Here is a 13,373-nt window from a genome sequence, read left to right as displayed (position 1 = left end):
TTACGCACTTGAGCACGCCTTACAAGGCGTGCTCAAGTGCGTAAGGCGTGCTCAAGTTCCAAGCCGAGGGTCCTGGTTTCCGCCCGGTAGCCCCAACCTCCTGGGCCCAGGCGGCCGCGTGCCGTAGCGTCGGGCCATGTCACGACGTCGCCGCCGGGTGATCCGCCGCATCCTGGCGTCGATCCTGGCCCTGTTAGTCGTCGCGGTCGTCGGTGGCTATTGGTTCGAGCGCCCCCTCCTGCTCACCGGCACCGGGTATGCCGCGCACAACGCCTGCGCCGTCACCCACCTCACCAACCGCCACGACCCGGCCACGGACCTGCCACCCAACCCGCTGGTGCCCTACCTGCGGGCAAAGGAGAGCGACGGCGGGGCAGCCACCACCGCCAGCATCCTCGGCGTTCTCGCCAAGCAGAAGGCGTGGTACGTCGAGGGCTACGGCTGCATCCTGGCCGCCGAGCGGCCGCAGCTCCCGACGCCGACCCCTGTCCCTGCCGACGGCAATCCCTACGCCGACGCCGCCACTCCCGCTCCCAACGCCGCCGTCACCGCGGCCCTGGCCGGGGCGTTCGGCGACGACCTCGCCGCCGACGCCAAGACCGAATTGGGCACCCGCGGCATCGTCGTGTTGCACAAGGGCGACTTGGTCGCCGAGCGCTACGCCGACGGCTTCGACCCCACGACGCGGCAACTCGGCTGGTCGATGGCCAAGAGCGTCACCAACCTGCTCGTCGGGCGGATGGTGCGAGCCGGCGACCTCGACCCCGCCGCGACCGGCCTGGTCAAGGACTGGACCGGCACCAAGACCCAGATCTCGATCGAGCAGCTCATGCGGATGACCTCCGGCTTGAGCTGGGACGAGACCTACGCCCTCGGCACGGCCGTCACCACGATGCTTTACCGCCAACCCGACATGGGGGCGTATGCCGCGGGCCTCCCCATCGCGCACGACCCCGGCACCTATCAGCAGTACTCCAGCGGCTCCACCAACATCATCTGCTCACTGATGACGGCCAAGTCCGGCGACGGCCCCGACCTGCCGCGCCAACTCCTCTTCCAGCAACTCGGGCTGTCCTCGGCCGTGTGGGAGCCGGACGCGAGCGGCACCCCGGTGTGCTCCTCATACCTATGGGCCACTCCCCGCGACTGGGCCGCCATCGGCCAGTTCGCCCTGCAAGACGGTGAGTGGAACGGCCGTCGCTACCTCCCCGCCGGCTGGATGGCCCGCTCCACCACCCACCTCGCCGTGGCCGAGAGTGAGGAGAAGGGCTACGCCGCCGGCTGGTGGGTCAACAAGCAGGCCGACGGCACCCTCGTCGCTCCCGACCTGCCCGCCGACACCTACTGGGCGCAGGGCCACGACGGTCAACGGCTGTATGTCGTTCCCTCCGCCGATCTCGTCGTCGTCCGTCTCGGGTTCTCGCCCGCGCTGGAGGCCGACCAACTGCGCACCGTCGAACTCGTCAAGGACCTCATCTCCGCCACGTCGTGACCCGACATCGCGTGTAGCCGCCTGGCAGGCTGATCCCGTGCATGCGGAGCAACTCGCCGAACAGATTCCGATGGTTCGCCGGCAGACCACGGCCGCCGAAGCCGCCAAGGTCGTCGCCGAGTTCCGCCTCAGCGGGCTCGTCGTCGCCGACGACGCCGGCGAACCCATCGCCGTCATCCCGGGGAGCCAACTGCTCTCGGCCGTCCTGCCGCAGTATGTCCGTGACGATCGCAAGCTCGTCCACGCCTTTGACGAGGCCTCGGCCGATGAGCTGTGCCACAAACTCAACACGGTGACCCTCGGCGACCTTCTCGACGCCAAGCGCATCACCGCACGCAAACTGCCGTCGGTCCTGCCCGAGGACACGCTGCTGGAGATCGCGTCTGTCATGGACGAGGGCAACCGCCCCGTGATCGTCGTGCGAGATCGGTCGGGTGCCTACCGCGGCGTACTCACCGTCAGCCGCGTCCTCGCGGCCATCGCCACCGCTGCCGGCCAGGACAGCGACCTCGTGCGTCATCGCCTCGAACGCGACCTCATCGAGCGCGCCGAGCCGGGCTACTTCGGCGACTCTGGGTCCGAGGAATGACCCTCACGGCGTGGCTGGCAATCGGGGTCTTCGCCGCGGCATACGTCGTCATTGCGAGCGAGAAACTCAACCGGGCCGCGGTGGCCCTCACTGGCGCCGCCCTCATGGTCGTCATCGGCGCGACCCGCGGGCACGAGATCTACTTCTCGGCCGAGACCGGCATCGACTGGAATGTCATCTTCCTGCTGTTCGGGATGATGGTCCTCGTCGGAATCCTGCGTCAGACAGGAGTTTTCGAGTTCCTGGCGATCTGGTCGGCGCAGCGCGCGCGGGGCCGACCGTTCCGGATGATGGTGCTGCTGGTGCTCATCACGGCGGTCGCCTCGGCCCTGCTCGACAATGTCACGACCGTGCTGCTCGTCGCTCCGGTCACGCTCCTGCTCTGCGATCGTATGGCGCTCGCCCCCATGCCCTTCCTCCTCGCCGAGGCGATGGCCAGCAATATCGGCGGCACCGCGACCCTGATCGGCGACCCCCCGAATATCATCATCGCGAGCCGAGCCGGGTTGTCCTTCAACGACTTCCTGATCCACCTCGCCCCGATCGTGCTGGCGTTGCTCGTCGTCTTCATCGGGCTGTGCTGGCTGCTCTGGGGGCGGCGGCTCACCTACGACCCGGGCAAGGCCGACCAGATCATGGCGCTCACCCCGCGCGAGACGATCACGGACGCTCGACTGCTGTGGCGGATGCTGGTCATCCTCGCGGTGGTGCTGATCGGGTTCGCGACGCACGCCCTCACCCATCTGGAACCGTCCCTGATCGCCCTCCTCGGCGCGGGCGTGGCGGTGCTCATCTCCCGGCAGAGCTCCGAGACCTATCTCGCGGAGGTCGAGTGGGAGACCCTGCTGTTCTTCGCCGGCCTGTTCATCATGGTCGGGACGCTGGTGCACCAGGGCGTGATCACCGAGCTGGCGCACTCGATCACCGCGGCGATGGGGGACAACTACGCCCTTGCGGCACAAGGGATTCTGGTCGGTTCGGCCGGACTCTCGGCGATCGTCGACAACATTCCGTATGTCGCGACGATGGCCCCGCTCGTCCACGACCTGGTCGGGCCCGCCCAGGGGCTGCCCCCGCAGCAGCAGTCACTCTGGTGGGCGCTGGCCCTCGGCGCCGACTTGGGCGGCAACGCCACCGCGATCGGCGCCTCGGCGAATGTTGTCATCACCGGCATCGCGAAACGCAACGGGCATCCCATCTCGTTCTGGGAGTTCACCCGCTACGGGCTGATCGTGGCCGCGGTGACGATCGCGTGCTGCGTCCCCTATGTTGCGCTCCGCTATTTCTAAACATCCCACGAAGTTCTTCGCCCGTTCCTCGCCGGGTCAGACGACGGGGGAGTGCCGGTCCAGCCAGGTGATGTGGTGATAGCCGAACCCGGTGCAGGCGGACTGCAGGTCGGGGAAGACGACCGACTCGTTGCGCAGGATCAGCCCATCGGTCGTCTCGTAGCCCGACGCGATCACCGTTAGCGGCGCCCGCGCGTGGTTCGTCAACGTCGTGGCTACCTCCGCCTGGCTGCGGGCATCGCTGCGGACGAAGAGGACGGTACCGGTGGGGCCCCGCCCGGCCGACCCCTCGGCATACACCAGGAAGCGCCGCGGAGAGGCGAGTCGGACCGGCAACGCGAGGTCCACCTGCGCCGCCCGGAAGCCCGTCGAGCGGCGGCTGGTGAAGACCCGCCGTCCGGTGCGATGGGTGAATTGCACTGCGCCCGAGGTGCTTTCCTCGACCACGCCGAGCGTCACGGCATGACCCTTCGGCAAGGCGAGCCGCAGGGCGAGGTCCCACGACCCGGGGCTTTCGCGACGGAAGAGCACGACCGAGTCCCGATCGGGTCGCAAGTAGGCACGGCCCTCCACCGGGGCCGCTTTGGCGCGGGGGCGCAGCGGGGCGTCGAGGGATCGGATCGGCGCTGACAGGGTGGGTCGGGTGCCGATCTCCAGCTCGCCAGGGGTGAGATTCGCGAAGCGCTCGCGCAGGAAGCGGTCCTGGATCTGCAGGTCACGCTCGTTGTGCTCGGCGTCCGCCTGCTCGATGTCGAGCGCCACCGAGTGGAGCAGGCGCAACTGTGCGAGCAGCAATTGCTCGGCCGACTCCTGGCCGCGGCGCCGGGAGGACACCTCGAAGGCGTTGAGGCTCTCCGGCAGGTAGCGCTCCAGCACATCCAACAGGGTCGGGTTGAGGTGCGCATCGGGTGCGGGTGCGGCGTCGGTGATCGCGCGGGCGAGCAGGGTGGCCTCGATGGGCATCGAGCCACTGAGGGCGTTGATGCGGATGACCGCGTCCCGGCCGGCCCGCGGGGGCGGGAGTTCGCGAAGGGTGCCGGCCGCGGCATACGCCAGAAAATCGGTCGTGCTCCAGCCGGCGACATCGACGGCGGCACGGCGACGGCCAGGAATCAACCGCTCCGCGCGGCTCGTCGCCGCTCCGCGTCCCTCGCGTAGCCGATCCACCGCGGGCTTCGCCGCAGCAGCGACCCGACGGGCGGGATTGACTGGCAGCCGTGGCACCGGCTCAGGCTAACCCGAGCCGACGCGGGATCAGTCGCCGACGGTCTTCTTGCCGCGCCCCACGACCAATGGGTCCGGCTCGCCGACAACATCGGCGTCCTTGCCGTCGTAGTCGTGCAGGCTCAGGAACAGGCGCATTGCATTGATGCGGGCGCGCTTCTTGTCGTTGGACTTGATGGTGTACCAGCGGGAGACCTTGGTGTCCGTGAGCTTGAACATCGCCTCCTTGGCGTCGGTGTAGGCCTCCCACCGGTCGAGGCTCTCCAGGTCCATCGGGGAGAGTTTCCAGCGACGCACCGGGTCGATCTGGCGGATCGCGAAGCGCGTGCGCTGCTCCTGCTGCGTCACCGAGAACCAGAACTTCGTGACCGTCGTGCCCGCCTCGATGAGCATCTCCTCGAAGCGCGGCGCCTGCCGGATGAAGGTGTCGTACTGGTCGTCGCTGCAAAAGCCCATCACGCGCTCCACGCCGGCCCGGTTGTACCAGGAGCGGTCGAACAGCACGATCTCGCCGGTCGTCGGCAGATGGGAAATGTAGCGCTGGAAGTACCACTGTCCACCCTCGGTCGTGGTCGGCTTCGTGAGCGCGACAACGCGGGCGGACCGTGGGTTGAGGTGCTCCATGAAGCGCTTGATCGTGCCACCCTTGCCGGCGGCGTCACGGCCCTCAAAGACCAGCACATGCTTCTCGCCGTTGTCCTGTGCCCAGTACTGGAACTTCAGCAACTCGATCTGCAGGAGGTACTTCTCGACCTCATAGTCGTTGCGCGACATCAACGTGTCGTATGGATAGTTCTCGCGCCACGTCTCGACGGCCTTGCCATCGGGCGCGATCAACATGGGGTCATCCCCATGATCGTCGCGGACCGTGTAGCCCTCGACCTTGAGCGAATCGATGTACTCCCGCAGGTTCATTTGGCTCACGCCACCAACTTAGTGAAACGGTTCGGTATGCGGTAGTGAGGCGGGGATTACCATCGCCCCCGATCTCCTCGGCTCAGTGGGACGGCTACATTGACGGCAATGCCCACCGCCGGTCGACCGGCGCCGCCGAGGAGGCCCCCCATGAAGACCACGACGGTCACCGCTGCCGATGGCACGTCCCTGCACACCTACCTCTGGGAGCCGGCGGGGGCGCCGAAGGCGATCGTCCAGATCGCCCATGGCATGGCCGAACACGCGGCACGCTATGACCGGTTTGCCGAGGCCCTGACTGCCGCGGGTTATGTGGTGTATGCCGAGGACCACCGCGGCCACGGCCAGACCCACCCGGTGGGCCCGGACCACGGCTACTTCGCGGACAAGGACGGCTTTCAGACGGTCGTGCGTGACCTCCATGAGGTGACCGAACTCGCCCGGGACGAGCATCCGGATATCCCGGTCTTCCTTTTCGGCCACAGCATGGGGTCGCTTCTCGCGCGGGCGTATGCCGCGGCATACGGTGGGGAGTTGGCCGGCCTGATCCTGTCCGGGACGGCCGGGGACCAGGGTTTGCTGGGCAAGGCGGGCGCCGCGATCGCCGCGGTCGAGTCCCGCGTCCGTGGTCGCCGCGCCGTGTCGCCGATGCTGGACAACCTGAGTTTCGGTGCCTATGGGAAGGCGTTCAAGCCCAACCGCACGAAGTTCGACTGGCTCTCCCGGGATCCCGAGGAGGTGGACAAGTATGTCGCGGATCCGTTGTGCGGCAATGTGTTCACCGCTGGCTTCTATGCCGACCTGCTGGGCGGGTTGGCTTACATCCACGACCCCAAGACCAGCGCCAAGGTGCCGAAGGACCTGCCGATCCATCTGCTCGCCGGCGCGATGGACCCGGTCGGCGCCAACTCCAAGGGCGTCGAACAGGTCGCGCGGCAATATCGCAAGGCGGGGGTGCAGGAGGTGACGACGCGGTTCTATGTCGACGGGCGCCACGAGATGCTCAACGAGACCAATCGGGACGAGGTCACCGCCGACATCATCGCCTGGCTGGACGCCCACCTGCCCGCGTCCTAGGGGTTTGGCGGGAGCGGGCGCGGCGGCTTCGGCTCGGCTGGCTCAGCCGAGGACCAGGAAGACCAGCGCGAGGGCCGGGGCGGCCCCCTGGACCAGGGCGGCGCGGGCCTTGCGCCGGTCGGACGCGATGAGGACCAGGGCCGCGGCGAGCATGAACGCGCAACAGTAGACCGCGAGCGCCCGCCCCCACGCGCTGGCGCTCGACCCGCTGTCGGCGACGCCGTTCAGGATCGCGCCGACGGCCGCGCCGATCGCCAGGAACAGGTTGTAGAACCCCTGGTTATAGGCCCACGGCTTCATCAGCTCCGCCTCGGCGGCGCCCTTCACCCCGAAGACCCGCCAGGTCGACGGCTGGTCGAAGCGCAGCGACTCCAACACGAAGATGTAGACGTGGATGAGCGCCGCTAGGGCGACGAAGACGAGTCCGATGGTGACCACGGGGTGCATCCTGTCATCCGCGCTCTTCACGTCCCCCCATTGCGCTCACCTCACCCCTTGTCGCTCACCTCACCCCCTGTCGCTCACGTCACCCCTGGTCGTTCACGTCACCCCCTAGAGCGGGTGACGTGGTCGGAAAGGTATGACGTGGGCGCAAGGGGGTGACGTGAACGGGCTGGTGGGGCTGGGGCGAGGAGGGCCAGATTGGGCCTGAAACTCGCCGTCATGGAGCGAGGAAATCGGGCGACCATTGAGGCAATCAGTGCCAGGTGGTCGCGCAGCGAGGCCGCGGTCCGACGCACCAGGTACACATCGCGCTCGCGCAACGCATCCTCGCGTCGCTTCTCGCGCAACAGCGGGCTCAGCCGAGGGCTGCCGTCAGCTGGCGGCCACTCGGAGTATTTCCCTTCGCCGTCGTACTCCTCGCCCAGGATCACGACATCGGACATGAGCCGCGGGCGATTGGATTCGTTGGGAGCCCAAGCGCTGAGGGGAATCACCCACGCGAGATCCAGATAGAAGGTGGACTCGGCGGTCGTCACGGCCAGTTGGCTCGTGGGCTCGGGGGCGCCGCCGGCGAGGCCGGCCCAGCGAAGGCCGCTCTCGCCCGGTGACTCGCTCAACGCATTGCCAGCCATGATGACCGCTCGCGCGGCGAGGGTTCCGGGTGCGCCCGGTCGCTCGGCGAGAAGCCGGAGGAGCACGGCCTTGATGTGCTGCTGGCGCTCGAGGTGGGCGAGGGGGTTGGCGCGGTCAGGCCGCAGCACGCTCCGCAAGCCGCTGTCCACGATGGCCAAGCCCCATCGCGGCGGCAGCATCAGGGCGCAGTCGACGATCGTTCGGCGCAAGGACGCCACTCTGATCCCATCGACCTGGACGATGTCGCCGGACGGCAGGGGGCCCACATGTCGGCGTATCCCCGTAGTTTGCTTGCCGGCCTTGGGGACAATGACGTGGGTCAGCCCATCCCACGGCGGCACCCACAAACCGTGCACCCGGGCGGCCGAGGTGTGGCTCAGAACGGCGTCGGGACCTAGCCGATCCATCGTCGCGACGATCGCGGCGAGCGCCAAGAACTCTCGCTGCTGCCATGCCGGGCCGGGCGGCACCTCGACATACGCGCCCCGTCCAACTCGGGCGATGGTGCGTCCCCGAAGCGCGTGCCGCAGGGCCGCCTCGGTTCGGTCCCGCGAGCGGATGATGGTCGGCAGCGCCGGCGGGGTGGGATAGGTCTGCGGCAGCGTGAGATGCGCGGGGCTGAGGTGCGCGGGGTTGGTGTGCGGCATACCACCACCGTGGCCGGGCGGAGCGCCTTCCCGCCAGCGGAGACGGGCAGGCCTGTGGACAGCCGTCCAACGTGGGTCCCCTAGGGCTGTGGATTCACGTCATACCTTCTCGACCACGTCACCCCTTCCCGTTCACATCACCCGTTCTAGGGGGTGACGTGAGCGCGAAGGGGTGACGTGAACCCGAGATGTATGCCGCGCGCCCGCCCGGGCGGGCCACTCGCCGTCAGCGCGGGGTGACGTAGGCGCTGAGGGCGGCCTGCACCCCATACGAGAGGGTGTTCTCCCCGCCCAGCACCACGATCCGGCTCGGCTTGAGCCGCGCCAGCTCGGTAGCCACCGCATCGGGGAGCCGCGTGGTGTCGGAGAGCAGGATCGGGCCCTTCGTCGCGCCGGCCACCGGGGCACCCGACAGGGCGTCGGTGTAGACCCGGCCGGAGGCGATATAGACCGTGTCGGTGGGCGCGGCATACGACTGGCTCGTGATCGCGGTCGAGGTGGTGAACCGGTCGGGACCGGACCAGCGGACGACGGATGCGGCATACGAGCCGAGGGTGGCCTCGACGCCGGTCGAGATGGTGCTCGACCCGCCGAAGATGACGATCCGGTTCGGCTTCAGGCGAGCCAACTCGGCCGCGATCGACGACGGGACGGAGTTGGTGTCGACCAACAGCACCGGGCCATCCGTCTTGCCCGCGACCGGAGCGCCGGAGAGGGCGTCGGTGAAGACGCGACCCGAGGCGATGTATGCCGTGCCCACCCCGGCCGGGTAGCTGTTGGCCGAGATCTGGGCCGACGTCGAGAAGCGGTCCGGGCCCGACCAGCGGGTCACGGGGGCGCCGGTGACATTGCCGATCTGGGTGAGTACGGAGTCCTGGATGGTGGCGGTGCCACCGAAGACAACGACCTTCTTGGGGTTGAGCCGGCGAAGCTCGGCCACGATCGGGTCGGGGACGGAGTCGGCCTTCGTCAGCAGGATCGGGCCGCGGGTCATGCCGGCCACCGGGGCGCCGGAGAGGGCATCGGTGTAGACATTGCCGGACGCCACATAGGCCACGTCCACGCCCGGCGAGAAGGTCCGGGACGAGATCGTCGCGGAGGTGGCATAGCGGTCCGCGCCGCTCCAGCGCGTGACCTTCTGCAGGGCCGGGAAGCTCATGTCCACCGTGGCCGACGTCGCATTCGCCGAACTGACGGTCAGTTTGAAGAAGTTGTCGGGGGAGGTGTAGCTCTCGCCCGCGGCAAGCCCGGGGTGGCGCTGCGTGTCGCGCACCGCGCGCGTCTCGGGGTGGAAGTCGACTACTGCTCGGACGTAGTGGCCGTCGGTGAGGCTTTGGCGGTGCACAGTGACGCCGCCGCCGGGGTCGGTCCGCACGGTGCCGCCGGCGCTGGTGTAGGTGGCCGTGTCGATCCACGAGTCCCGGCCCGCCGCCGTGCGGTAGTCGACGTGATAGCGATAACCGCCCATGTCGAAATAGAAGCCCCGGGTGCCGGTCGACGAACCGTTGCGCGCGATCGTCATCGAGCGGGGGATGCCGACCTGGAGTTGCGGGTACTCGGCGTCGCTCACCGCGCCAAGGCTCCACAGGGTGCTGGCGAGCGGGCTGCCGACCTCGCCATACGGGTGATCACTCGCCGGATCCCACGGGTTGTTGTAGTCGGTGACCTTGCACGAGCCTCCCAACGGAACGGGCGTCGCCCCGTCGAGGCAGTCGAGCGAGCCGGTCGAGGACACCTCGTCGTTGTGCAACATGGCCCGTTGCGTGACCCACGTGTTGTTGACCGGTCCGTTGGTGAAGGTGATGCCCAGCCCTTGCGAGGACGGTCCCATGATCTCCAGGTCGGTGAAATCGCACTGGCTGTAGCCCGGCAGGGCCACGACGAGATGATCACGGGAGTCACCGGTGCCCTCGATGAGGTTCAGGGCTTCGCGTGTCAACGCCTTGCGATCGCACGTGGCGATCTCGGTGGAGGTCATATTGATCCGGCTCCACTGCTCCGCCCACCCGAGCGAGACCGAGACCCGGTCTCCGGACACATCACGCCAATAGGAATCGGCATCGCTGACGGCGGCCTCCACGCCCACCGTCGGATCGTTGCTGGGGGAGGAACTCGTCCAATAGACCGGCAGGAAGTACATCCAGTGCGCCCCGGCGACCTTGCTGCCGTGGTGCAGGCGATGCGCGCCGGTGTCCGCGACGGCGGGCGCGGCGAGGGTCCCGGCGAGCGGGAGCGCCATACCCACGGCAGTGGCGAGAGCCAGGGCGCGAGCGCGGCGACGAGCACGACTGGGGGCGTGGGATGGCGTTGCGGCAGACATGAACCCAACATAATCCGCGCAGGTGTGGCGGCGCCCGAACTCACCGGCAAAGGTGGGCCAGCGCACAACCTACGCCAACGTAACCTACGGGAACGTAGGTTAGACTTGGGCCCATGACTGCGGCTCCACCTCGCCCGGCGAGCGCGCGGCGTCCCCAACTGATCAATGGTGTCTGGAAGCTCGCTGCCGCGATCGCGACCCCGGTCCTGCCCGAGGACTACCTCGATTTCGTCGCCCCGCTGCGGGCGGGCGCCGACCTGCGCGGCCGGATCGTCGCCAAGCGCCTCGAAACCGCCGACTCGGCGACCTTGACGATCAAGCCGGGACGGTCCTGGCGTGGCCACGTGCCCGGCCAGTACATCCGTATCGGCATCGATGTCGACGGCGTGCGGCACTGGCGGGCCTACTCGCTGACCTCGGTGGTCGGCGACGGCACCATCTCGATCACCACCAAGGCCATCCCGGACGGCATCGTCAGCAACCACCTCGTGCGCGAGGCGCAGCCGGGCACCCTGGTCATGCTCGATCAGGCCATCGGCGAGTTCGTCCTCCCGACGCCCCTGCCGGCCAAGATCCTCTTCCTCACCGCCGGCTCGGGCATCACCCCCGTCATGGGTATGCTGCGCAACCTCCCGACCGGGGTCGGGCCCGACATCACCCTCCTGCATAGCGCGCCGACCCCTGCAGACGTGATGTTCGCCGGTGAGTTGGGCGCGCTCGCGGCAGGCGGCCGGATTCGGCTGGTGACGCGGCATACGGACACCGCGGGAATGCTGGACCTGGCCACCCTGGATGAGCAGGTCCCCGACTGGCGCGAGCGGCAGGTATGGGTGTGCGGCCCCACCGGCCTGCTCGACGCGGCCGAGGCACATTGGGCCGGGCACGGGCTCGCGGACGCGCTGCATGTCGAGCGCTTCCGGCCCACGATCATCGAGCCGGGCGAGGGTGGCGAGATCACCTTCCTCGGCTCCGAAGTCACCATCGACGCCGATGGCGCGACCCCGATCCTCGATGCCGGCGAGGACGCCGGCCTGCTCTTGAAGTCCGGCTGCCGTATGGGGATCTGCTTTGGTTGCGTCGTGACGATGCGCCAAGGCGCGGTCCGGGACCTGCGGACCGGCGAAATCACCGTGGCCGAACCCGGCGACGAACTTCCCATCCAAACGTGTATCAACGCGGTCGCCGGCTCCTGCGACCTCGAAGCCTGACCTCCCCCGTCGAGAGGAACCCTCATGACTCTGGCCCCCGAACGCACGTCGTCCCCGGCACGCACGTCGATTTCGCCGACGGCGCCGCATGTGAGCGAGCCGACGCACCTGGAGGCGGAGCGGCATACGTTGAACACGCGGTTGTCGGTGGGGGGCGGCAGCGAGCGCGAGCATCTGCCGAAGAAGTCCGGGCGACCCAATCCGTTTGGTCGCCTGACGAACGCCGAGATCGAGGGGATCGGGCGCGAGCTCGACGCGATTCGCGCGGAGGTGATGGATTCGCGCGGGGCGCGGGACGCGGCATACATCCGGCGGGTGATCAAGGTCCAGCGCGGGCTGGAGATCGGCTCCCGCGTGGTTTTGCTGTTCTCCCGCAACAAGGTTGCGTGGGCGGCGGGCACGGTCGGGCTCTCGCTGGCCAAGATCCTGGAGAACATGGAGATCGGCCACAACGTCCTGCACGGGCAGTGGGACTGGATGCGCGACCCCAAGATCCACTCGACGACGTGGGACTGGGACATGGCCTCGCCGGCCAAGCAGTGGAAGCACAGCCACAACGAGTTGCACCACACCTATACGAATGTGTTGGGGCGGGATAACGACCTCGGCTATGGGCTCCTGCGGGTCGATGAAGACCAGGAGTGGCAGCTGTTCCACCTCGGTCAGCCGATCTGGCACCTGATCAATGCCATGTTCTTCGAGTACGGCATCGCGGCCTATGACCTGGAGCTGCGCGGCAACCTGCAGAACTGGAATGAGTTGTCCGACAAGGACAAAGAGGTCTTCAAGGCCAATCTGCACGAGATGCTCGGCAAGATCCGCAAGCAGGCGCTGAAGGATTATGTGCTGCACCCGCTGGTGTCGGGGCCGAGCTTCCTGCCGACGCTCGCGGCCAACTTCACGGCCAATATCGTGCGCAATGTCTGGTCCAACACCGTGATCATCTGCGGGCACTTCCCCGACGGGATCGACACCTTCGAGACCGACTCCATTGACGGCGAGACCCGCGGTGAGTGGTATCTGCGGCAGATGCTCGGCTCCGGCAACATCTCCGGCTCGAAGTTCACGCACATCATGACCGGCAACCTGAGCCACCAGATCGAGCACCACCTCTTCCCGGACATGCCCTCCAATCGGTATGCCGAGATCTCGCCCAAGATTCAGGCGCTGATGGCCAAGCACGACCTGCACTACGTGACGGGGCCGGTGCTGAAGCAGGCCTACCAGGTCTATCGGAAGGTATGCCGCCTCTCCCTCCCCAACGAGGAGCCCGGCCGCTCGCGCTGGTCCGTGGTGCGCGGCGAGTTGGCGAAGGTCGTGCGTGGCAAGGGTGAGGCCCGCACGAAGCGCCACCTCCCGTCGACCGTCTAAGTTCGACCCTCTGAGTTCGCGCAGAACCCCCGCGGACGCCAAGGGCGTCCGCCAAGGGTGTGCGCGAGTGGTGTGCGCGAGTGGCGTAGGTCAGTGGCGTGGGTCAGCGGATTGGATGAAGTGTGGAACGACAACGGGTAGTCGTGATCGGTGGCGGGCCCGCG

General features: G+C 68.0%; 11 protein-coding genes. 6 read left to right on the top strand and 5 right to left on the bottom strand.

The features are described 5' to 3' along the window. Nucleotides 1-136 precede the first annotated feature (136 nt). Genes BN13_RS11335 through BN13_RS11325 form a run of 3 tightly spaced genes read left to right on the top strand, consistent with a single transcriptional unit; the run spans nucleotide 137 to nucleotide 3,370 of the window. Entirely contained in the window at nucleotides 137-1,492 is a 1,356-nt protein-coding gene (locus BN13_RS11335; protein WP_048546919.1) for a serine hydrolase domain-containing protein, read from the top strand. Between the two features lie 37 nt (nucleotides 1,493-1,529). Beyond that, complete coding sequence (locus BN13_RS11330; RefSeq protein WP_048546918.1) at nucleotides 1,530-2,081, top strand: CBS domain-containing protein; 552 nt, start codon at nucleotides 1,530-1,532, stop codon at nucleotides 2,079-2,081. Next, on the top strand, nucleotides 2,078-3,370 hold the full coding sequence (locus BN13_RS11325) for an ArsB/NhaD family transporter (RefSeq protein ID WP_048546915.1): 1,293 nt from the start codon (nucleotides 2,078-2,080) through the stop codon (nucleotides 3,368-3,370). Before BN13_RS11330 ends, BN13_RS11325 begins: the two co-directional genes overlap by 4 nt. A gap of 36 nt (nucleotides 3,371-3,406) precedes the next feature. Here the strand turns inward: BN13_RS11325 and BN13_RS11320 are convergent, their stop codons facing one another. Next, nucleotides 3,407-4,594, bottom strand: a complete 1,188-nt coding sequence (locus tag BN13_RS11320; RefSeq protein ID WP_157038559.1) for a hypothetical protein — start codon at nucleotides 4,592-4,594, stop codon at nucleotides 3,407-3,409. 30 nt (nucleotides 4,595-4,624) lie between these two features. After that, the gene (gene ppk2 / locus BN13_RS11315; RefSeq protein WP_048546911.1) at nucleotides 4,625-5,509 is read right to left on the bottom strand and encodes a polyphosphate kinase 2; all 885 of its coding nucleotides are present in this window, start codon (nucleotides 5,507-5,509) and stop codon (nucleotides 4,625-4,627) included. Between the two features lie 150 nt (nucleotides 5,510-5,659). Between ppk2 and BN13_RS11310 the strand changes: the two genes are divergently transcribed. Continuing rightward, nucleotides 5,660-6,586, top strand: a complete 927-nt coding sequence (locus BN13_RS11310; RefSeq protein WP_048546909.1) for an alpha/beta hydrolase — start codon at nucleotides 5,660-5,662, stop codon at nucleotides 6,584-6,586. 42 nt (nucleotides 6,587-6,628) lie between these two features. On the opposite strand, the gene BN13_RS11305 is transcribed toward BN13_RS11310, so the two are convergent. From BN13_RS11305 to BN13_RS11295, 3 genes are all read right to left on the bottom strand, one after another. Then, on the bottom strand, nucleotides 6,629-7,033 hold the full coding sequence (locus BN13_RS11305; protein ID WP_048546907.1) for a DUF1304 family protein: 405 nt from the start codon (nucleotides 7,031-7,033) through the stop codon (nucleotides 6,629-6,631). 98 nt (nucleotides 7,034-7,131) lie between these two features. After that, nucleotides 7,132-8,310, bottom strand: a complete 1,179-nt coding sequence (locus tag BN13_RS11300) for a type IV toxin-antitoxin system AbiEi family antitoxin domain-containing protein (protein WP_048546905.1) — start codon at nucleotides 8,308-8,310, stop codon at nucleotides 7,132-7,134. A gap of 226 nt (nucleotides 8,311-8,536) precedes the next feature. Then, entirely contained in the window at nucleotides 8,537-10,630 is a 2,094-nt protein-coding gene (locus BN13_RS11295) for a cell wall-binding repeat-containing protein (RefSeq protein ID WP_157038558.1), read from the bottom strand. Nucleotides 10,631-10,743: 113 nt separating this feature from the next. Here BN13_RS11295 and BN13_RS11290 point away from each other — a divergent pair, with 113 nt between their 5' ends. Then, on the top strand, nucleotides 10,744-11,838 hold the full coding sequence (locus tag BN13_RS11290; RefSeq protein WP_048546900.1) for a ferredoxin reductase: 1,095 nt from the start codon (nucleotides 10,744-10,746) through the stop codon (nucleotides 11,836-11,838). Between the two features lie 24 nt (nucleotides 11,839-11,862). After that, nucleotides 11,863-13,209 carry a fatty acid desaturase family protein gene (locus BN13_RS11285; RefSeq protein ID WP_084733710.1) on the top strand — a complete coding sequence of 449 codons (1,347 nt, stop codon included), beginning with the start codon at nucleotides 11,863-11,865 and terminating at the stop codon, nucleotides 13,207-13,209. Nucleotides 13,210-13,373: the final 164 nt, after the last annotated feature.

It is taken from the genome of Nostocoides jenkinsii Ben 74, assembly GCF_001046875.1.
GTDB lineage: Bacteria > Actinomycetota > Actinomycetes > Actinomycetales > Dermatophilaceae > Nostocoides_A > Nostocoides_A jenkinsii.
The sequence above is the reverse complement of the archived record's forward strand: the minus strand, read 5'-3'. Positions and strand labels throughout refer to the sequence as shown.